General features: G+C 35.6%; 20 protein-coding genes. 12 read left to right on the forward strand and 8 right to left on the reverse strand.

Features of this window, described 5'->3' with window-relative positions; translation table 11 throughout:
• Window positions 1–105: 105 nt before the first annotated feature.
• From CD112_RS04290 to CD112_RS04300, 3 genes are all read left to right on the forward strand, one after another.
• Complete coding sequence (locus tag CD112_RS04290; RefSeq protein WP_002479717.1) at window positions 106–462, forward strand: DUF3139 domain-containing protein; 357 nt, start codon at window positions 106–108, stop codon at window positions 460–462.
• A gap of 199 nt (window positions 463–661) precedes the next feature.
• Entirely contained in the window at window positions 662–1,564 is a 903-nt protein-coding gene (locus CD112_RS04295; protein WP_002479716.1) for an EamA family transporter, read from the forward strand.
• Between the two features lie 172 nt (window positions 1,565–1,736).
• Entirely contained in the window at window positions 1,737–3,014 is a 1,278-nt protein-coding gene (locus CD112_RS04300) for a cation:dicarboxylate symporter family transporter (RefSeq protein ID WP_023015060.1), read from the forward strand.
• A gap of 119 nt (window positions 3,015–3,133) precedes the next feature.
• Here CD112_RS04300 and CD112_RS04305 read toward each other — a convergent pair whose 3' ends face one another.
• On the reverse strand, window positions 3,134–3,472 hold the full coding sequence (locus CD112_RS04305; RefSeq protein ID WP_002479714.1) for a DUF4889 domain-containing protein: 339 nt from the start codon (window positions 3,470–3,472) through the stop codon (window positions 3,134–3,136).
• A 124-nt stretch (window positions 3,473–3,596) separates the two neighbouring features.
• On the opposite strand from CD112_RS04305, the gene CD112_RS04310 reads away from it, so the two are divergent.
• Window positions 3,597–4,160, forward strand: a complete 564-nt coding sequence (locus tag CD112_RS04310; RefSeq protein WP_002479713.1) for an LOG family protein — start codon at window positions 3,597–3,599, stop codon at window positions 4,158–4,160.
• A gap of 69 nt (window positions 4,161–4,229) precedes the next feature.
• Here the strand turns inward: CD112_RS04310 and CD112_RS04315 are convergent, their stop codons facing one another.
• Window positions 4,230–5,165, reverse strand: a complete 936-nt coding sequence (locus CD112_RS04315; RefSeq protein WP_002479712.1) for a magnesium transporter CorA family protein — start codon at window positions 5,163–5,165, stop codon at window positions 4,230–4,232.
• Between the two features lie 163 nt (window positions 5,166–5,328).
• Here CD112_RS04315 and CD112_RS04320 point away from each other — a divergent pair, with 163 nt between their 5' ends.
• From CD112_RS04320 to CD112_RS04330, 3 genes are all read left to right on the forward strand, one after another.
• Complete coding sequence (locus CD112_RS04320) at window positions 5,329–5,775, forward strand: MarR family winged helix-turn-helix transcriptional regulator (RefSeq protein ID WP_002479711.1); 447 nt, start codon at window positions 5,329–5,331, stop codon at window positions 5,773–5,775.
• Window positions 5,776–5,868: 93 nt separating this feature from the next.
• On the forward strand, window positions 5,869–6,309 hold the full coding sequence (locus tag CD112_RS04325) for a DUF2871 domain-containing protein (protein ID WP_002479710.1): 441 nt from the start codon (window positions 5,869–5,871) through the stop codon (window positions 6,307–6,309).
• A 156-nt stretch (window positions 6,310–6,465) separates the two neighbouring features.
• Window positions 6,466–7,503, forward strand: a complete 1,038-nt coding sequence (locus tag CD112_RS04330; RefSeq protein WP_103363920.1) for an NAD(P)/FAD-dependent oxidoreductase — start codon at window positions 6,466–6,468, stop codon at window positions 7,501–7,503.
• Between the two features lie 57 nt (window positions 7,504–7,560).
• Here CD112_RS04330 and glcP read toward each other — a convergent pair whose 3' ends face one another.
• Both glcP and CD112_RS04340 read right to left on the reverse strand, forming a co-directional pair.
• Complete coding sequence (glcP, locus tag CD112_RS04335; protein ID WP_060803614.1) at window positions 7,561–8,919, reverse strand: glucose transporter GlcP; 1,359 nt, start codon at window positions 8,917–8,919, stop codon at window positions 7,561–7,563.
• A 173-nt stretch (window positions 8,920–9,092) separates the two neighbouring features.
• Window positions 9,093–10,085 carry an acrylyl-CoA reductase family protein gene (locus CD112_RS04340; RefSeq protein WP_002479707.1) on the reverse strand — a complete coding sequence of 331 codons (993 nt, stop codon included), beginning with the start codon at window positions 10,083–10,085 and terminating at the stop codon, window positions 9,093–9,095.
• A gap of 218 nt (window positions 10,086–10,303) precedes the next feature.
• Here CD112_RS04340 and CD112_RS04345 point away from each other — a divergent pair, with 218 nt between their 5' ends.
• On the forward strand, window positions 10,304–11,062 hold the full coding sequence (locus CD112_RS04345; protein WP_057509955.1) for a hypothetical protein: 759 nt from the start codon (window positions 10,304–10,306) through the stop codon (window positions 11,060–11,062).
• A 94-nt stretch (window positions 11,063–11,156) separates the two neighbouring features.
• Here the strand turns inward: CD112_RS04345 and CD112_RS04350 are convergent, their stop codons facing one another.
• Complete coding sequence (locus CD112_RS04350) at window positions 11,157–12,875, reverse strand: CDP-glycerol glycerophosphotransferase family protein (protein ID WP_103363921.1); 1,719 nt, start codon at window positions 12,873–12,875, stop codon at window positions 11,157–11,159.
• Between the two features lie 327 nt (window positions 12,876–13,202).
• Here CD112_RS04350 and CD112_RS04355 point away from each other — a divergent pair, with 327 nt between their 5' ends.
• Entirely contained in the window at window positions 13,203–14,804 is a 1,602-nt protein-coding gene (locus CD112_RS04355) for an L-lactate permease (protein WP_103363922.1), read from the forward strand.
• 75 nt (window positions 14,805–14,879) lie between these two features.
• Here the strand turns inward: CD112_RS04355 and CD112_RS04360 are convergent, their stop codons facing one another.
• Complete coding sequence (locus tag CD112_RS04360; RefSeq protein WP_002479703.1) at window positions 14,880–16,037, reverse strand: glycosyltransferase; 1,158 nt, start codon at window positions 16,035–16,037, stop codon at window positions 14,880–14,882.
• Between the two features lie 337 nt (window positions 16,038–16,374).
• Between CD112_RS04360 and mqo the strand changes: the two genes are divergently transcribed.
• Window positions 16,375–17,862: a malate dehydrogenase (quinone) gene (mqo, locus tag CD112_RS04365; protein ID WP_002479702.1), complete on the forward strand. Its 1,488-nt coding sequence runs from the start codon at window positions 16,375–16,377 to the stop codon at window positions 17,860–17,862.
• Between the two features lie 58 nt (window positions 17,863–17,920).
• Here the strand turns inward: mqo and CD112_RS04370 are convergent, their stop codons facing one another.
• Together CD112_RS04370 and CD112_RS04375 are read right to left on the reverse strand one after the other, a co-directional pair.
• Window positions 17,921–19,330, reverse strand: a complete 1,410-nt coding sequence (locus CD112_RS04370) for a sensor histidine kinase (RefSeq protein ID WP_023015053.1) — start codon at window positions 19,328–19,330, stop codon at window positions 17,921–17,923.
• Window positions 19,323–19,997: a response regulator transcription factor gene (locus CD112_RS04375; protein ID WP_002479700.1), complete on the reverse strand. Its 675-nt coding sequence runs from the start codon at window positions 19,995–19,997 to the stop codon at window positions 19,323–19,325. Before CD112_RS04375 ends, CD112_RS04370 begins: the two co-directional genes overlap by 8 nt.
• Before the next feature lie 155 nt (window positions 19,998–20,152).
• Here CD112_RS04375 and CD112_RS04380 point away from each other — a divergent pair, with 155 nt between their 5' ends.
• Both CD112_RS04380 and CD112_RS04385 read left to right on the forward strand, forming a co-directional pair.
• Window positions 20,153–21,211 carry an ABC transporter permease gene (locus CD112_RS04380; protein WP_103363923.1) on the forward strand — a complete coding sequence of 353 codons (1,059 nt, stop codon included), beginning with the start codon at window positions 20,153–20,155 and terminating at the stop codon, window positions 21,209–21,211.
• Complete coding sequence (locus tag CD112_RS04385) at window positions 21,211–21,900, forward strand: ABC transporter ATP-binding protein (RefSeq protein WP_002479698.1); 690 nt, start codon at window positions 21,211–21,213, stop codon at window positions 21,898–21,900. The genes CD112_RS04380 and CD112_RS04385 overlap by 1 nt, the downstream gene beginning before the upstream one ends.
• Window positions 21,901–21,964: the final 64 nt, after the last annotated feature.

Consider the following 21,964-nt stretch of genomic DNA (forward strand, 5'->3'; position numbering starts at 1 on the left):
TTACAATATAATTAAACGTGTGACAAGTAAGGGAAACTTCATTCATAATTATATAGATAATATATTTTTATATGGATGAAGTTTAAAGGCTAAAGGAGTCTGGCTATGAGTAAAAAAGTTTTTCATTTGATTTTAATTATTATCGGTTCCTTAATTATCGCAACAGTATTCTTCTTTGGTTTGAAAACCTATCAAGGTAAGCAAAATTTAAAATTGGTGGATCAGTATATTGCTGAACATCAATTACAAGATGATATCAAATCAGAAAAGAAAAAATTCAATGCGAAAGACGGCGTTTATTATAAAGAGGTTGTCTTTAAAGATGAACCGCAATTAACGTATGTGATTCAACCGATGGGGACTTCAAAGGGATTATTTGCACAAGCATTTGATACGCAAACAAGAAAGCATATCAAAAAAGCTAAACATAATTTCTTTGATGACAATTATAAGCTTAAATAACCGATTAAGTATGTTAGAATAAATGTGATTAAGACATTAAACACGATGAATAGTGTTTAGTGTCTTATTTGCGTTACAAGGATAGTTGTGTGAGTATGAAAACTCTATCACAACTTATCAAAAATTGATTATTATCATCAAAAATGGATATAACACCTTTAGTATCAGCATAGAGAAAAAACATGATAGGAGGGACGGCATGACACACAGAAATCAAAAACGTTGGCCGGGCTTTGTACTCGTGATTATTGGCTCTATCTTCTGGGGCGTCGGCGGTACAGTATCACAATGGTTGTTTGAAAATAAACAATTACCGGTCACGTGGTTCGTGGGTGTTCGTTTATTAGTATCTGGATTACTTTTAGTTATAATGTCATTCTTTTTAGAAGGTAAGAAGACAATCACCATTTGGGCAGATAAAAAAGATACGCTCAAATTATTTATTTACTCACTCATTGGTATGTTAGGTGTGCAATACTGCTTTATGGCGACCATTCATTATGGTAACGCAGCAGTAGCGACGTTGCTCCAATATTTAGGTCCTGTCATTATTATCTTGTATTTAGTTGCAGCTAAAGTCATCCGTTTCAGATGGAAAGAAGGTATCGCAGTCACATTGGCACTGAGTGGTACATTCTTCCTATTAACGAATGGTTCGCTTGCGACATTATCTGTTCCGATGCCAGCAATTATTTGGGGTGTAATGTCAGCTTTTGCGATGGCATTCTATACCATCTTCCCCGTACAATTGCTTGCTAAGTGGGGAACGGTCAATGTTGTAGGTTGGGCGATGTTAATCGCAGGTATATTCTTAAACTTCTTACATCCGATTTGGAAAGTTGATACATCAAATTGGGATGTAAAAGTCATTGTGTATTTATTCATTTCAGTGATTATTGGTACGATGTTTGCATTCTGGCTATTTATTTCCAGTTTGAAATTCTTATTCCCGCAAGAAGCCAGTGTACTTGGTACGATCGAACCGTTAACAGCGATTTTATTATCGGTTGTATGGCTAGGCGTATCATTCGGTGCTTGGCAAGTTATGGGTGTCGCATTAATCGTATTAATGGTAATCTTCTTAGCAGTCGTCAAAGACTAGCGGTATAATTAGGATAGAAAGATAATTGCTTCAAAATATGTTATTTTACACTGTTATTTAATATAATTTTGAACATTTAGTGTAAAATCATCTTGAAGTTTTAAATTTTTCTATCCTAATTATTTATTTTCTGATATAATTAAACAATGTCAGAAAAAGGGGAGATGCATCAATGGCTATATTTAAGAGAAAAATAAGTTTACCAGTGCAGGTTATGATCGCGCTTGTTCTTGGTGTTGTTGTAGGACTATTGCTTTATGGACAAAAAGACATCGCGAATTATATACAACCGCTTGGTGATATATTTTTAAACTTAATTAAAATGATTGTTATTCCAGTCGTTTTCTGTTCGCTTGCCTTATCTATTTCAGGTGTAGGTGAATCTAAAACAGTTGGACGTTATGGACTTAAAACAATTATTTACTTTGAAGTGATTACAACTATCGCAATTGCATTAGGTGTTTTGTTCGCGAATATCTTTAAACCGGGGACGGGACTAGATCCGAACAAATTACCAAAAGGTGATATTACTAAATATGAATCATCAGCACATGCAGCTGAACATTCTACATATGGCAATCATTTTATTGATACCATTGTTAATATCATTCCGACGAACTTTTTCGAAGCATTAGCTAAAGGCGAATTGCTTCCGATTATCTTCTTCGCTGTATTCTTTGGATTAGGAATTGCAGCTATCGGAGAAAAAGGAGAGCCTGTTAAAGCTTTCTTAAGCGGAGTGTTAGAAGCGACATTCTGGATGATCAATAAAATCTTGAAACTCGCGCCTCTAGGCGTATTTGCATTTATTTGTGTAACAATTATGACATTTGGTGCTTCAGCATTGGTTCCACTATTGAAATTAGTGGCTGTTGTTATCGGCGCAATGGTCTTCTTTGTAGTAGTAGTATTGGGCATTGTAGCTAAATTATGCGGCATCAGTGTATTTGATATTATAAAAGTATTGAAAAGTGAAATTTTATTGGCATTCTCAACTTCGAGTTCAGAAGCAGTATTGCCAGTTATGATGAAAAAAATGGAAAACTTCGGTTCTCCGAGAGACGTGACATCATTTGTAATTCCAATCGGCTACACATTCAACTTAGATGGTTCAGCACTGTATCAATCAATCGCCGCATTGTTCGTTGCACAAATGTATGGTATTCACTTAAGTTTAGGTGAACAACTTGTATTAATCTTTACATTGATGATTACATCAAAAGGTATGGCAGCGGTGCCGGGAACTTCAATCGTTGTACTTTTAACAACATTAGGTTCTATGGGCTTACCAGCAGCCGGTCTTGCATTAATCATCGGTGTGGACCGTATTCTAGATATGGTTCGTACATGCGTTAACGTAGTCGGTAACGCATTATCAACAGTCGTTATTGCGAAATGGGAAAATGTCTTCGATAAACAAAAATCTGAAGACTACTTAAAATCTATTTAAGCAATACACACGTATAGAGAGGTTGTTAAAACCTGACTCTAAATTTAAATTTTCTGACATAATATTTGTAAAACTATTAAAAAAAACACCGGCGTAAAAACGTCGGTGTTTTCGTATGCTTAATGATGCATATCATGAATCTTCATCATTAAACCATGTGGAATATCATCATGTTCTACTACTTTTTTCTTACTGAACTCATCAGTACCTACTTTTTTAACAAGTACCACAAAGTCGCCTTTTTTAGGCTTGAATTGATCGTCAGAATCAACTTTAACATTCTTCTCAATGTGATTATCTTTTTCACTGATCATTTTTTCAACCGTTTGATTATCTTTCATAATCCCGTAATATGTTTCTTTTTCGCCAGAAGCAAAGATCATAATAACTAATACGATACATGCGATTGTTAAAAGCGCAATCAGTGATATACCTAATGTTTTGCCATTCTTTTTCATATGTGTGAAACTCCTTTCTTTATCTGTTAATAGATATACCGAAAAATGATAAAAAAAGCAATGAATAACAACATGGTTATATTTGTTATAATGAAATGTAACTTAGTCAAAAGGAGAGAGTACGATGCATATAATTGTTTATTGCGGTGCAAGCACAGGACAAAATCCAGTGTATTTAAAGGCAGCAGAAGCGTTAGGTACATGGATGGCACAACACAATTATGGCTTAGTCTATGGCGGCGGCAATGTCGGTTTGATGGGACATCTCGCAGATACGGTTAAACAACATCAAGGCCATGTGGTAGGTGTCATGCCGAAATTCTTAGAAGAAAAAGAAATTGCGCATCAAGGTTTAGATGAATTGATAATTGTTGATACCATGGCTGAGCGTAAAGCAGCTATGTTAGATAAAGGGGATGCTTGTTTAGCTTTACCTGGGGGACCAGGAACGTTAGAAGAAATTACGGAAATGGTTTCTTGGGCAAGAATCGGTCAAAATGCTAATCCATGTATCTTTTGGAACGTGAATGGTTATTATGACAAAATCGAAGCGTTTTATGACCAAATGGTTGAGGAAGGTTTTTTAAGTCAGGCAGACAGAGATTTGATTTTATTCACAAATGATTTTGAAACATTAGCAGCCTTTTTGAGAGACTATCAGCCACCGCATATACGTCAATATAAATAAAATAGACATCGTGTATCAAAATAATGATTACTTTGATACATGATGTCTATCTTTTAGTTTGAAACTAGGTCAGATTTTGCCTTTGCGCCATAAAAGTAAAAAGACAATCGCAACGATAATCATAGAGATACCGAGTGTCGCAATCCAAGAAGTCGGGCTATGATCGTTAAGCGGAAGCGGTACGTTCATACCGAAGAAACTGAATACTAAAGTCGGTAACGTCAAGAAGACTGTAAAGAGTGTCAAAGTCTTCATGATATTGTTCATATCATTTGAAAGCAGAGATTCATATGAAGTCGTGATACTTTCTAAGATACGTGTATGCAACTCTGTTGTTTCAATGGCTTGGTTTGTTTCGACAAATAAGTCTTCAATCAAGTCTTCATCTTCTTCGAAACGTTTAATCGGCGGCAGTTTGAAAAGTTTATTGAAGACATCTTCATTACCTTTCAATGCAGCTAAGAAATAAACCAAACTCTTTTCAACTTCCATCAAGTTATAAAGTTGTTTGTTCGTTACTTTTTTCTTCAATTCACGTTCGATGCGTAATCTTGATTTATTCAATAAACGCAAATTACGGTTGTAGTGGTTTGAAATGGTTAATAAGATATTCAACGCAAATTGACTGCGATAATGCAGATTTTGACTAGATTTCGCAAAGTGATCTAAGAAATCAACTTCATGATCGCAAATCGTCATAATGCGTCTGTGTCCAATAATAATACCCAGTGGAATTGTCATAAACGAAATAATTTTATTGTTCGTATTATTGACGATTGGAAAGTCGATGATGATTAAAGAATAACCTGTTTCGTCATCAAATTCGACACGTGCGCTTTCATCCGCATCCAAGGGGTCTTTTAAGAAGTCTTCTGGAATATTAAAGCGCTCAATCAAAGATTCTACTTCTTCTCTCGAGGGCTCGGTAATATTAATCCATAAAGCTTCCTCTAAGGAAGTGGTATGAATATCTTGATGAACATTATGTTTATAAGCTGTAATCATTCTGAAGCTTCCTTTCTGTGTGTAAATCAAACATGCAAGGTTTAACATCTATCGTTTAAGTTAAAACTATAGAGAACGCTTTGCTCGATTTATTTGATATGTGCTTAATTATAGTACCATAATTTAATGATTTGTGTAGTCTAAATAAGGAGAGATGCGACACATGGCAACGACAATCCAATACTTATTACGTATGATTACAAATGAAATGAAAGTAAAAGCTGACCAATTGTTAGGTGTATACGATATTACGTTAGAACAAGCGCAAACGTTACGTTATATTTTTGAAAGTGACACAGGCGTCATTCCGCAAAATGATTTAATTCATATTTTTAATCGTAAAGGCCCAACAGTGAGCAGCGCATTGAGAAGTTTAGAAAATAAAAACTTAATAGAACGTATCAGTGATAAAAATGATACACGTAAAAAAGATGTCGTCTTAACTGCAGTCGCAAAAAAAGATGTCAGAGAAATTATTGAAATCTTAGATGAAGTGGAATCTACTTTATTTTTAGACATTCCAAAAGCTGACCAAGCGGCATTAAAAGAGATATTATTTAAAATGAAAGATAATCTAAATACCTTAAATGAAGAAGATAAAGAATTCTAGTTGTGTATAATTCGTGAATAATAGTGCGATACTTTCTGAAAGCGTTGCTGTCAGTTATAATAATGAGTGATGCAAAAAGGAGGGTTTTTAGGTATGCGTAGAATTCTGTATACATTTTTAACTTATACAATTATAGGCTTATTATCAGGTGTTTATTATCGTGAATTGACAAAAGCCTTTGAGTTTACAGGCAAAACACAACTTGCGATTGTGCATACACACATACTAATGCTTGGTATGTTTATGTTCCTAATCTTATTAGTCTTTGAAAAACTGTTCTCAATTAGTAAATACTACTTATTTAACTGGTTCTATTATGTTTATAATATCGGCTTGATTGTGACAGTCGCACTACAAGGCATTAAAGGGACAATGCAAGTGACTGGCGCAAGTGTTTCACCAGGTATTGCTGGAATTGCAGGACTAGGTCACATGACGTTATCAGCCGGCTTTATTATCTTGTTCTTCCTATTGAAAAAAGCAATTTTAACACATCCGATTGAAGGACAAACCAACCAAAATAAAAAGCTTTAATCTTTATTTTTAAAAGAGATACGACTATTTGTGCTGTGTCTCTTTTTTTATAGCTAAAGTTTTCCTCATACAACTAAATCATGTAAAATATAAGTGAGAACAATTTTCAATTAATGATTATGCAGCACAGAGAAAAACTAGGAGGCAAGCATAACTATGAAAGATTTAACTATTATCGGCGGAGGACCTGCCGGTTTATATGCAAGCTTTTATGCAGGTATGCGCGGCATGAGTGTGCGTTTAGTAGATGTACAACAAGAGTTAGGTGGCAAGATGTGTTTATATCCTGAAAAAATCATTTGGGATATCGGTGGTGTCGCACCGAAACCTTGTTTTGAAATTACGAAAGATATTATTGATCAAGGCCTGCATTTCAATCCAGAAGTACGCTTACAAGAGCGTGTGATGGATATTCATAAAGTTGCAGAACGTCATTTTGAAGTGACAACAGATCAAGGCAATGTATATGAATCTAAAGCAGTCATTATTGCTATTGGTGGAGGAATTATCCATCCGAAACCCTTAGATATTAAAGATGCGAGTCGTTATCAAATCTCAAACTTGCATTATGTTGTACAAAAATTATCACGCTTTAGAAATAAACGTGTATTAATTTCCGGCTCTGGCAATTCTGCGATAGATTGGGCGTGTGAAATAGCGCCTTATGCAGAAAGTGTGCATTTGATATATCGTAAGGATCAGTTAAAAGGCTTTGAAGCGATGCAAGATAAGCTCGCAACATTTGGTGTGATTCAACATCCAAATAGTCAAATCACTGCGTTAATCGGGGATGAAGCACAAGAGAATATTGCATCAGTAGTCATTGAAAATAGTGCGACAGGAGAAGCGGAAACTTTAGAAGTCGATGATGTCATTATCAGTCATGGCTTTGATATTGAAAATCCATTGTTAGAAGATGCTTCAACTAAACTAGAAATGATGAATGATTATCAAATTAAAGGACAAGGTAACGCACAAACGAGTGAAGCGGGTATTTTCGCTTGTGGTGATATTATTCATCATGATGCCAAAGCACACTTGATTGCGAGTGCCTTCAGTGATGCAGGGAACGCCGCAAACCTCGCAAAACAATATATTGAACCTGAGGCAGCGAAAGAAGGCTATGTCTCAAGTCATAATGAGGCATTTAAAGAAGAAAACAAAGAAATTATTAAACAATATAATGAATCATAACAGAAGAAAAGGGATGTCTTCTCGAACGTGAGAGGACATCCCTTTAAATGTTTATATCTATTTATTTAAATCTGGTGTTGTAGCTGAAGTACGTTCACGTAATTCTGCTTCAATTTCTTCTAAGCTGCGTCCGCGAGTTTCTGGTAAGTATTTTGCTACGAAGAATAAAGCAAACACACCAATTACTGCGAAGATTAAGAAGACACCATGTGTTGGTAAGACATCAGTTAACATTGGGAAGAATTGTGCGACTGCTAAACTTCCGATTGAAAGTGTTAAAGCAGCGATCCCTGTTGCGGCACCACGTGCACGCATTGGGAATAATTCCGGCAACATGACCCAAAGTACAGGGCCCCAAGAGAAGCCGAAGAAAATAATAAAGATTGTAAGACAAACAATGCTGATCCAAGCTGCTGATTGGATACCCATCATCCAAATTAGTAACGCCATAATGACTAATGATGCGACCATACCGATATTACCGATAATTAATAATTTCTTACGGTCTACTTTATCAATAATCATAATCGCTACAATTGTCACAAGTACGTTGACTGTACCGATACCGACTGAACCTAAGATAGAAGCAGAGTCACCTAAACCGGCTTTAACAAAAATAGTCGGTGCGTAGTAAATAATTGCGTTAATACCGATGATTTGTTGGAACAATGCGAAGACACAACCGATGATAATCGTTGGACGTAACCATGGTGAGTTTAATACTTTCCATGTACTTTCTGAAATCGCATTGATTTCTTTCATTTCTGAGATTTCATGATCAATCTCATTTTTAGGGAACGTTAAAGCCATTACTTTACGTGCCGCATTTTCACCGCGATGTTCAAGCAGCCATCTTGGACTTTCCGGCATAAAGATAACACCGACTAATAAGATGACAGAAGGGACAACCGCAAGTCCTAACATCCATCTCCAGCCTTCGACACCTGCGAAAGCGTAACTTGTTAAGTATGAAGCTAAAATACCGATTGTAATCATTAATTGGTTTAATGAACTTAAAGAACCACGTGATTCTGTCGGTGCCATTTCGGATAGATAAACTGGCACAATAGCTGTTGAACCGCCGACTGCTAAACCAATTACTAAACGACCGATGACTAACATAGTTAAGTTAGGCGCAAGTGCTAGAGCTAATGCACCTACTATGTAAATAATTGCGATAATAAAGACGACGCGACGTCGACCTAATTTATCTGATGAAGGTCCACTTAAACCTGAACCGAAGATTGCGCCAATCAACATTGATGAAACGACAAGTCCTTGTGTGGTACCGTTTAGCGGGATTTCATCTGGAATATAAAGCAGGGCACCTGAAATAATACCCATATCATAGCCATATAGTAATCCGCCTAGTGCACCAATGAAAAAGATGAGGTTTTTGTTAAACGTTTTACTCATTATGAGTCCTCCTGGTTATTTTTATCGTAAATTCAGTATACGCTTTCATAAAATTAAAGTAAATATCAATATATTTCCATTAGTACAATAAAGTAAAATAGAATTAAATGTAATTACCATTTTAGTAAAAAAAGACAACTCCAAAATAAGAGTTGTCTGATTGAGTATTTAAATTATTTTTCGTTAATCTTCACGAGATAACGACCAGCACTATGATTATTTAATAAATTATCCATTGCTTCTGGCACGTCATTGAAATCAATGACTTGTTTAATAGAGTGCAGTGCTTCTGGTTTTAAGTCAGTAGCTAATCTGCGCCAAATTTGTTTGCGGACTTTCATAGGTGTTTCTGCTGAATCCACACCTAAAATACTGTTACCACGTAAAATGAATGGTAAGACTGTCGTCTCAAATGCCAGACCTGCTGTATTGCCGATTAACGCAATACTGCCTCTATTTTGCAGTCGTTTCACAATGTCACCGACATGTTTGCCGCCGACAGGATCAATCACTGCTTGCCATTCTCTTTTGTCTAATGGTTTGTCTGAGGTATCTTCGACACGTGGGACCACATCTGTTGCGCCGATAGATTTTAAGTAATCTGCATTTTGTTTATTGCCTGTGCTTGCGATGACTTTGTAACCGATATTACTTAGCATCATGACAGCTAAACTGCCGACACCGCCACTGGCGCCACGTACAAGTACAGGTGAACCTTCTACTGTTAAGCCATTGTCTTCTAATTTTTGGATGGCTAATGCTGCAGTATAGCCCGCAGTACCGTAAATCATGGCTTCTTCTAATGTTAAGTCTTTAGGAAGCGGTACAATCCATTCTTCTTTGACACGTGCGTATTCACTAAGTCCTCCATGATGAGATACACCTAGATCATAGCTTGTCACAATAACTTGATCGCCTTCTTTATAAGTAGAAGTCTCAGACTCTACAACTGTACCTGCTAAATCTATACCTGGAATAATCGGATAGTTTTTAACGACTCCCGCACCTTTTTTAGCTGCTAGCGCATCTTTATAGTTGATGCTGGAGTAAGCAACTTTGATTAATACATTTCCTTCATCTATTGTATCCATGGGTAAATCTTTAAGTTCAGTATGGATTTCTTTGCCTTCTTTTTCTGCATAATATGCTTTAAATGTCTCAGGCATCTTTATCAACCCTTTCAAATAAATAAACTAAAGCGATAGTATCACGAAGTAGCCAGAACAACAAACAGGTTGCTGTAGCTAAATGATAAATATCTGTCATAATAATATTTTCTTAAAAGAATTTTTACAATTTTGATGTTTATAGAATATAATGGAAGTGTATAAGTTAAGGGATAATACATTTAAAAGATTGAAAGCCACTCAAGGAGGAGAACAGAATGAAAAAGTTATTTGCCAGCGTTTTAACGCTATCTTTAGTGCTAGCAGCTTGTGGAAATGATGACAGCAAGAAAGAGGAAGACAACAAAGACAAAGATCAAACAACACAAGAAAGCAAATCTAATCAAGACAAAGAAAAGAACAAAGACAACGAAAGCAGCAAAGATAAAGACAGCAATAAAGAAAAAGAAAACAATGAACAAGCAAATGATGAACAAAGCAATGACAAAGCGCAACAAGACGAGTCACAATCAACAGATGCGCAAAACAATGACAGCAATCAAAATGCGACTTCTGAACAATCAAATAACAATCAACAAGCTTCTCAAACATCAGGTGCCAATGATGGTCAAAATAGCAGCAATAACCAACAAGCAACACAGCAAACATCAAATCAAACAAATGCTAACCAAGCATCAAACCAAGGTACAAATCAAACAGGTTATGTAGCACCTTATCAAGGTCAAAATACAGCACCTGCAGCACGTACAATTGGTAAAGCACCAGTAGATCAATCTACTTTAAAAGTATTGCCGAACTTCCCGCAATCACTACAAACTGCACAAAATGAAATCAACAACTTAAATGGTCAATCTAACCCTTACAATGACTTTGGCGTACAAGATAATGGTGACGGCAGCTATTCTTATGTGTTCAGTTTCGCAAATCAAGCACAACCTGGCACATATGCATTAGTTAGAGTCGACCAACAAGGTAAAGCAGCAATTTTAGATCCAGCATATCAAGCAGGTCAATAATATAGTATTTAGTTTTAAGTTCAAATAATTGGAACATAAGATAATCATGCAAAAGGCTCAGCACAAAATATGCTGAGCCTTTTTAATATTATTTTTAGTTTTTACGTCTTTTTTGACGTTTAGGTAAATGTTGCACAATCAAGCTTGCGATAGTTTCAAATGAATGATTATCTCGATTAATATATGCACTTGCAATATAAGGAATTTCTTGGTTTATGAGTGCTTTGGTTAATGATTCAGCATCTCGATACGTGACTTTATCAAAGTCTTGCCAAACTTCTAGGTATAAACCGCGTTCTGTTTGATAGTGTTCAAGGTTTGGAGTATAAAGCGCAACGGTTTTATCAATAGTTAATGCATCAAAGACAACTGACGAATAGTCACTGACTAATACATCACAAGCAAGTAATAAATCTTGTGTCTCAATTTGAGCAGCAGGTTGAATGACTGCTTGCGGTAATTGTGTTTCAGCTTCTTTACTTTCGATATGGCCACGATAAATCACATTATAATGGTCAAGCAATGACTCAGAAAGTGGTAACATATCGTTTGGTTGTGGATCTGTTTTCCATGTCGGCAAGTAAAGTAACGTCGGTTTGTTAGGGTCTAATTTAAGTTGTTGTTTCATATATTGAACATAAGTTTGTTCTTTATATTTATCTAATAAATATCTGACACGTGGGTAACCGCATGCGACAACTTCTGTATATTGCATAGGGAAGGCTGATTTAAACAAATCAGCTGCATGAGAACTATCGCATATAAAGTAATTTTGATGTAGCCACTTGTTGTATTTTCGTGCACGATAATTATAAATTTCTTTATTTTGATAAGGTTCTGAGCTGTCTAAGAATAACTGTTTTAAAGGCGTGCCATGCCACAATTGAATGATTGTACCGTTCGGTTTGATGTGATCGGGTATATAACTTTCAGCGACGACAACTTCCGCATTTTCAATTAGTTCTTGTGCTTCTTCATGTTCTGGTGATACAAAGTGCGGGCCTGTGGCATCATTTGTGATAAAGAAAGCAGGATATTTAGAGTAATGCTTAGCAAAATAATTAAATAAATAGCGAGAGTTGCCTCTAAAGCCATAATCAAATCCTAAGAAAACGACAGCACCGTTTAATTCCACTGCTTGTTTTTCATAAATATTGCTCATGCTTTGATGCTTTTCAATACTGCGACTGAGTACTGAACGTGTTATAAAGTGCGGCAACATAAAATGTGTCTTCCAAAGTAGTGAATCGACAAATCGTTCAGGCTCAGGTAAAGCTAAATTGCGGAACTTAAACGGTGGTTTTTGATGATGTAAGTAAGCTAATTTATTTAAATTAAATTGTGTAATTGCGTTATATTCATGTTGTTTAATACTTTGATAGAATGTTTGGGAAGTACGGATTGTATGTTTAAAATCAAAGATTACGTGACCATTTGTTTCTACGTTTTGATTTAATAACAGGCCAATTGCTAAATCAAAAGCCGTTTCACAGTGTACTTCATCTATAACGTCTAATACTTGCTGAATACTGAAAATAAGATTAGGAAAGTGATTAATATTATTCATCCAAGTATTAAAGTTGATTGTCTGATCTCCAAAATAGCGACAATCATTTTGATAGTACTGATCGATGGTGTAGTCAACAACGATTGAGTTTGGTGTTTCATGGTGTTTCAATGCTTCTAATTGATCAGGATAAATATCTATATTTAAATCAGAAGGAATAAAATGCGTGTAACCTTTAGCTAAAGCTTCTTGAAGGTTAATGCGCATTTTTTCATTTGATTGATATTCTGTTGTTAATATTTTCATATTATGACCTCAGTTTGATTATATTAAACTATATTTTAACATTTTGACTGCAAACTGTGAATGACAAGACGTATACGTTATTAATTAAACTGTACTATTATAATTTAAATTTTGACTAATACAGATGATTCATAACATTTTATGATGTAAGCGAATACATTGATATGTAAGGGTTTCCAAGTAGAAAACAGTTTGAAAAAATTATGAAAAACTAATTGAACAGCTCCATAAATCGTGTTATATTATATGTGAAATAAATCACAAGACTAAATTTGATTTTGCAAATAAATATAAACACAAAATAAACTACAGAAAGAAGCGACAGAAATGTTAGTATCTTCATTTGATCCATTCTACAATTTACTTATTTCAAGTCTCGTAGCAGGTGTGCCAATTATCTTATTCTTGCTATGTTTGACAATCTTCAAAATGAAAGGAATTTATGCTGCATTAACAACATTAATCATCACAATGGTTGTTGCAGTATTTATCTTTAAACTTCCTGGAGCGATGGCCACTGGGGCGGTTATCGAGGGATTCTTCCAAGGTTGGTTCCCAATTGGTTATATCGTTATTATGGCAGTTTGGCTTTATAAACTCTCAACAAAAACTGGTCAGTTCAGTATGATTCAAGATAGTATCGCTACAATCTCTCAAGACCAACGTGTGCAATTATTGTTAATCGGTTTTTGTTTTAACGCGTTCTTAGAAGGGGTTGCAGGTTTCGGTGTACCGATTGCAATATGTGCGATTTTATTAATTTATCTTGGTTTTAAACCATTACAAGCAGCGATGTTATGTTTGGTCGCTAACTCAGCAGCAGGAGCATTCGGGGCTATTGGTTTACCTGTTGCCGTTATTGATACTTTGAATTTACATGGCGGTATTACTGCACATGAAGTTTCAACTTATTCAACATTAACTTTAGTATTCATCAACTTCTTTGTTCCGTTTTTAATTGTCTTTATCATTGATGGTTTCAAAGGTATTAAAGAAACACTACCATTTATCTTAACGGTTTCAGTGGTATATGCTGGTTTCCAAGGTGTGTTAACATTCTTCCAAGGTCCAGAGTTAGCAGACGTGTTACCACCTTTAGCAGCAATGGGTGCTTTAGCTATTATGAGTCGTAAAATGCAACCGAAACATATCTTCCGTATTGATGAAAATGTGAAACCACCGGTTACACAAAAATTAAACTTTAAACAAATTATGTATGCATGGAGTCCATTCTACATTTTGACAATCTTAATTATGTTTTGGAGTATGCCATTCTTTAAAGGCTTATTCTTACCAGGCAAACCATTAAGTTTTTTAGCAGCTAATTTTACAGTGCCAGGTACTTATAGTGAAGTGACTAAAAAAGCTATTGTGCTGAACTTGAATATCTTAGGTTATACAGGTACAGCAATTTTATTAACAATTATTATTACTGTATTATTATCTAAAACAACTGGCTTTAAAGATGCATTTAGTTTATTAGGTGAAACATTTAAAGAATTATGGATTTCAGTTGTCACAATCTGTTTCATCTTAGCTGTTTCAAAATTAACAACTTATGGCGGTTTAAGTGCTGCAATGGGACAAGGTATTTCTAAAGCAGGCGGTATCTTCCCATTATTCTCACCAGTATTAGGTTGGATCGGTGTATTCATGACAGGTTCAGTAGTTAACAACAACTCATTGTTCACACCAATTCAAGCTTCAGTTGCTAGTCAAATTGGCGTTAGCGGCGGCTTATTAGTTGCAGCAAATACAGTAGGTGGGGTAGCAGCAAAAATTATTTCTCCACAATCTATTGCGATTGCGACAGCAGCCGTTAAACAAGTAGGTAAAGAGTCTGAACTCTTAAAAATGTCATTACGTTACAGTGTAGGCATGTTAATCTTCATCTGTGTCTGGACATTAATCTTATCTTTAATTTTGTAATAGGTAACAAGGAAAATAAAAGAAGCGGAGTCGAAATTATTTCGGCTCCGCTTCTATATTTATCACAATAACTAATTATTCAGATGTTTCTAATGCTTTCGCAAAATCTTGATAGACACTATCTGCTGAATAAGTTTCAACAGTCGCAAAAGCATTTTCGATAATCTTTCCTTGTTCAGAAGGTGGTGCAGACATTACATTTAAAATGTGTTCTGAAAGGGAAGATATATTTTGATACTCAGCCAGGAATCCATTTTGGTTAGATTGAATTAAAGTTTCAGGTCCTGTATTACCTTTAAAGCTGATTACGATGCTGCCTTGATTCATGGCTTCTAAAATGACTAAACCAAACCCTTCATTACGAGATGGTACTACTGTAATCATACTTTCAGCCAAACGTAATGGCAGATGCAATGTAGCAGGATGCAACTGTACAATATCTTTTAATTGATGTTGTGAAATGAATTCTTCGAGATCATGTTTTTGTTGACCATCACCGTAGATATGTACAGTGAAATTCATTTCACGTAAACTGTCTTGAATCATTTCTACACTGCGTAATAAAAGATCGAAACCTTTTTCATATTCTAATCTCCCAGCCGCAATAATTTGCGGTTTCTTTGGAATTTCAATACGAGGTTCATTCATCATATTTGGAACGACATAGACAGGGGTGTCAATGATTGATTTGAATGCTTTACGATCAGCATCCGTTAAGACTGTAATACGATTTAAGCGTTCATAAGCAGATTTAATTTCTTGTTGATAGCTCTTAGTGTAAGCTTCCCAGTTCATATGTTCCATGCCGACAGTTAGGACGTGGTCAGGTGCATAATCTGCAAGCAGCAAATTATAGCTGGCACGTGTACCGACTAACACATCTGTTTCTACATGTTGAATCGCATGAACGATTTTCTTTTCAACATGACTTGAAAATTGCGATAAGCCAGGTTCATTTTGAGTGATCAGTTGCGGCTTGAGGAATGGTGTCCATTTACGTAGACGATTCATCAAGATATCTACTAAGTTATGAGGTTTTAAATTATAATCGACCAATGCTTTGACTTCTATATCTTGATGCAGTTTGAAATAAGGTGCTTTACTTCCTTTGAAAACTGATATAATTTCCACTTTATGACCTTTCACTGCCAACACATTTGCGAGTTGTGTTACGGCCTTGACAGTACCGCCCATTGAATAAATGTTGTGCATTAAAAAAGTGATAGATTTCACGTGGTGTCACCCCTCCTGTATATTTCTGTTTAATTATAGCATAATTCAAACTATGCAATACAAAGGTACATGCTTTGCAATATATTTTTAACTTGCACTTAAAACAAAATGAATCGTATTTTCGTGTTTAAGCACCTTCCCCCTTTTGTCTTAATCTGTTTATGTATATAATATAGGAATAGAACGAAATCATTTAGCAACAATATCCAGGCATGACTTAGGTGTGTTATTTTTTTAAGTGTTTAATTAAGCGCTTTCTCAAGAGAGGGTTGAGAGAAGAGAACGACATACTTAAGAAGGTGTCATCTTCATTATGAAAAAGGGGGCTGTATTTGTTATGAGTTCACAACATAGCAAAACAGATGTCATCTTAATTGGTGGCGGAATCATGAGTGCGACATTGGGTACATTACTAAAGAAAGTTGCACCAGAAAAAGAAATTAAAGTATTTGAGAAGTTGGACGCATCTGCACAAGAAAGTTCAAATGCATGGAATAATGCGGGAACAGGGCATTCTGCACTATGCGAAATGAACTATACGAAAGAAATGCCTGACGGTTCTTTGGATATTTCTAAAGCCTTAAAAATTAATGAACAGTTCCAAGTTTCTAAAGAATTCTGGTCTTATTTAGTAAAACACGGTAATTTGACACAGCCAGAAGCATTTATTCATACGGTACCGCATATGAGTTTCTGTATCGGTGTGCGTAATGTAGATTTCTTAAGACGTCGTGTCAAAGCATTGAAAGAAAATGCATTATTTAATGAAATGACAATGACAGAAGATAAAAGCCAAATTGAAAAATGGTTGCCTTTAATGATGGAAGGCAGAAATAACAATATTCCAGTTGCAGTCAGCCGTGATGAGACAGGTACAGATGTTAACTTTGGTGCTTTAACACAAAAACTATTTGACTTCTTACAACAAAACCAAGTCGATGTAGAGTATGAGCATCAAGTTACAGACTTAAAACAACGTAAAGATGGTACTTGGAAAGTTAAAGTGAAAGACTTAAAAACAGAAGAAACAACAACTTATATTACTGACTTTGTATTTATCGGAGCTGGAGGCGCTAGCTTGCCATTGCTTCAAAAAACACATCTGCCAGAATCGAAACATATCGGTGGATTCCCAGTCAGCGGTTTATTCTTAGTCTGCCAAGATCCTGAAATTGTAAGTCAACATAATGCGAAAGTGTACGGTAAAGCTAAAGTAGGCGCACCGCCGATGTCAGTACCGCATTTAGATACACGTTATATTGACGGTAAACAATCATTATTATTCGGTCCATTTGCAGGATTCTCACCTAAGTTCTTAAAAACAGGTTCAAACATGGACTTATTCAAGTCAGTTAAACCCAACAACTTATTGACGATGTTATCTGCAGGTGCGAAAGAAATGAAATTAACACAATATCTGATTTCACAATTAATGTTGTCAGATGATGAACGTATTGAAGAGTTACGTGAATTTATCCCGAATGCGAAGAAAGAAGATTGGGATATTGTCGTAGCAGGCCAACGTGTTCAAGTCATCAAAGATACAGACAAAGGTAAAGGTACATTACAATTCGGTACAGAAGTTATTTGTTCTGAAGACGGTTCACTTGCCGCATTACTTGGCGCATCACCAGGTGCTTCTACAGCGGTGGATGTAATGTTAGATATTTTACAACGCAGCTATAAACATGAATTCCCAGAGTGGGAAACAAAAATTAAAGAAATGATTCCATCATTCGGTCAAAAACTTGCGGAAAACCCAGAGTTATATAAAGAAGTTAAAGCGGATGTTGAACATTATTTGAAATTAAATAATCAAAAATAAGCCATAAAAACAGCGCTTCAGTCAGATTTAATTCTGATACTGAAGCGCTTTTTGTTTTTTATTGATTTAATGGTTCCAAAGTAGGTGTGTTATCTGCTTGTGATAACGGCATACTTAAAATAAAGGTACTGCCTTCACCTAGAGTACTTTCCACTTTAATATCTCCACCATGCAAACGCATAATCATTTGTGCGATGGCTAGACCTAAGCCATTGCTTGTCGCAGAAGAATTTCCTTTATAGAAACGTTCGAAAAGATGAGCTTGTACATCCTCTGACATACCTGGACCATCATCAGTAATGCGACAAATCATAGATGTATTATTTTCAGAGAATACATCTATATCAATACTGCCTTCTTGTTTAGTATATTTAATTGCGTTGGTCAATATATTATGAAATGCCTGATAAAGCAGACGATAGTTACCTTTGACTGTAATTGGTTCAAGATCAGTCATAATTAATAAGTCTTTGGCGTCAATCGCATACTGTTCGTGACGCACCATTAAACGCAGCATCTGAGTAATTTCAACGTCATCGTCATAATCTAAGTGGTCGTTGTTATCTAACTCTGCAAGCAATAACAATGCTCGCGTTAAATTACTGAGACGGCTCGTTGTCGCATGGATTTCATCTATATAATACTGTCTCGTTTCGTCGTCTTTCGCTTGACTGAGACGATCTAATAGCTGATGGATATGCGTTAAAGGTGTTTTGATTTCATGCGAAACATTTTGAACAAAGTGCTGACGCATGTCATCAAGCTGTTTAAGTGACACACGCATTTGTTCGAAACGATATTGCAGTGTACCAAGTTCATCGTGACGTGTTGTTTCTATCGATGTGCTAAAGTCACCCTCCATCAAACGATTAGTTGCATTTTTAAGTTGTGTAATTGGTTTGATTAACGTGTAAGTTGAACTGATAATCAGTACCATCGCAATAATGAGTAATAACACAATTAATACTGCTAAGAACACACGGAACTCACTGAATGATTTACCGATATCAGGACGCATAAACACTGCTACATTACCTTCCGGTGTCTTAAAGCGTGTGCCGACAGTATTGTTGGTTTCATTATCAAAGAAACCTGTCACAAAGAGTTGGTAGGGATGGTTTTTAATTCCGTGATAATTATGTCCTTTCAATACACTATCAATGGTCTCTTGAGTCAGTGTATCGCGTCTGAAACTTGCGCCATAAAAAGTTTTATGACCTTTTTGATCGACAGTGACAAGCTGGAAGTTCAGTTCGCTTAAATGTTTGAAGTAGGCTTTCATATTAGTTGTATGGGATTCTTTTTGGTACTTTTTAGCTTCTTGTAAGGTGGTCATAATCTTATGGTCATTTGAGGGTTTCAAAGCAACGTGATACAAAACATTGGTCAAAATAAAACTTGCGACAGCGCTGAGTAATAAAATGACAATCGTGTAGACTGCAATCCGTGTATAAAGTGATTTAAACATGAACTTCCACCTTATAACCTAAGCCTCTGACCGTTTCAATCGTGACATTACTGCCGATTTTCTTTAAACGGTTACGTAAGCGTCTGATATGCACATCAACCGTACGGTCATCCCCTTCATAATCAAATCCCCATACACGTTCAATACATTCTTCTCGTGAAAAAACTTGTTTCTCATGACTTGCTAATAAGAAGAGTAAGTTAAATTCCTTATTCGGTAAGGTCATTGTTTTTGTATCGCAAGCAATTTCTAAATAAGATTGGTTCAGTTTTAAGTTACCAATGGTTAATTCATTTTCCGCATTAATTTGATAGCGTCTTAAAACAGCTTTGATCCGGAAGATGAGTTCTTGTACTTCAAAAGGTTTGGTTACATAGTCATCAGTACCCGTTAAATAAGCTTCTTCTTTATCACTTAAAGCATCACGTGCGGTCAACATAATGACCGGCATTTCATAAGAAGCTTTTATTTCATTACATAATTCAAAGCCATCCATGCCATCCATCATAATGTCGACAATCGCAATATCAGCTTGATGTGTTTCTAAATAGTTTAAGGCATCACGCGCATTGGAATGCGTGGATGTTTTAAAACCTTCACGTTCTAAATAGGAAGATACATAATGAAGGATTTGATAATCATCATCGACAATGAGACATGTTGTCATCCTTATCACTCCTAGTAATCATTTAGATTAATTATACCTTTCAGTAACTGAGTGACACAAATATATCAAATGAACAAAAGGTTCAGTTTGTTCATATTGAGTTCATAAAGTCTGCTTACAATATAAGTATCATAAAAGAAAAAGGAGTCAATAATATGAAGTTAGCATGGAAAGAGATCGTATTCTATAAGTTCAAATATATTTTAATAATGCTGATTATCTTGTTACTGGCTAGCATGGTATTATTCATTAGCGGACTCGCACAAGGGCTTGGACGCGAAAACATTTCTATGTTAGATAATATGAATGCTGAAAAATACGTCGTACAAGATATGAAAGAGCCGGTGATTGAAAAATCAGCGCTTAAACCAGACGAGAAAAAAGACATCGAGAATGTAGTCAACGCAGAGCCATTCCAAATCGGAATGCAATCAATGAAAAGCGAGAATTCAAATGACCTAGACATCATGTTGATTAATCCTGGTAAAGACTTCAAACCAGCTTTATCAGAAGGTCATTATCCAAAAGCTGATAATGAAGTTGTTATTAATAAAAAATTAACAGCTGATGGTGTGAAAAAAGGTGACACTGTAACATTCAAGAATGGTGACAAAGATTATAAAGTTGTAGGTCTATTAGAAGACACAATGTATTCACACACATCTGCAGTGATGACAACAGGCGATACGTTTGAAAAATTAGTGCCAAAAGCAGCAACATTTTATCCATTAAAAGATGTATCTAAAACAGATGAGAAAAAAATTAATGACATTAACGGTGCAAAAGTAGTAACTGAAAAAGACTTAACTGACAATATTCCAAGTTACAACGCAGAGCAAGCACCATTAACAATGATGATTGTCAGCTTATACGTGATTTCAGCAATTGTCTTAAGTGCATTCTTCTACGTTATGACAATTCAAAAAATCTCTGAAATCGGTATTTTAAAAGCTATCGGTATCAAAACAAGACACTTGTTATCATCATTAGTATTCCAAATCTTACTTGTTACAATGATTAGTGTGGTTGTTTCATTACTGATTATTAGTGGCTTAGGTATGATAATGCCAGTAAGTATGCCGTTCCACTTAACTGCAGGCAACATGTTACTTGTAGTAGGCGTCTTCGTAGTCGTTGCAATTATCGGTGCAGCATTATCATTCATTAAACTCGTTAAAGTAAATCCAATCGAAGCAATCGGAGGTGAAGGATAATGGGTTTAGAAGTTAAAGATATTACAAAATCATTCGGTACTGGCCAAGCTAAAACAGATGTTTTAAAAGGTGTTAACTTTGAAGTTAAAACTGGAGAATTCGTTATCTTGAGCGGTGCTTCAGGTTCAGGTAAATCAACGTTATTAACAATTTTAGGTGGTCTACAGGATCCAGATACAGGTAAAATTATCTACAATGGTGCGCCATTGTTCTCAAAAGAAAAAACAAACTCAGATATGCGTTTAACTGAAATCGGCTTTATCTTCCAAGCTTCGCATTTAGTACCTTACTTGTCAGTTAGAGACCAATTGACATTAGTAGGACAAGAAGCGGGCATGTCTAAAAAAGATGCGAAAGCACGTGCAGAGCAATTATTAGACCAAATCGGTTTGAAACATCGTTTAGATGCTTATCCGTTTATGTTATCTGGCGGTGAAAAACAACGTGTTGCGATTATGCGTGCATTCATGAATAATCCAAAAATCATCTTAGCTGACGAACCAACAGCAAGCTTAGATGCCCACCGTGCAACAGAAGTAACTGAAATGATCAGAGAACGTATCACAAATGAAGATATGGTCGGAATTCTTATCACACATGACACAAGACTCTTTGATTATGCAGACCGTGTCATTGACTTGTTCGATGGTAAAATTATTAATAAAAAAGATGACAGTGAAGAAGTATAAACACAGTCAAATATAATTAACGCTCATAATAGTAGCCAATGATTAATCGCGTTAATTGGGGAAA

Source organism: Staphylococcus simulans (assembly GCF_002902285.1).
Lineage (GTDB): Bacteria > Bacillota > Bacilli > Staphylococcales > Staphylococcaceae > Staphylococcus > Staphylococcus simulans.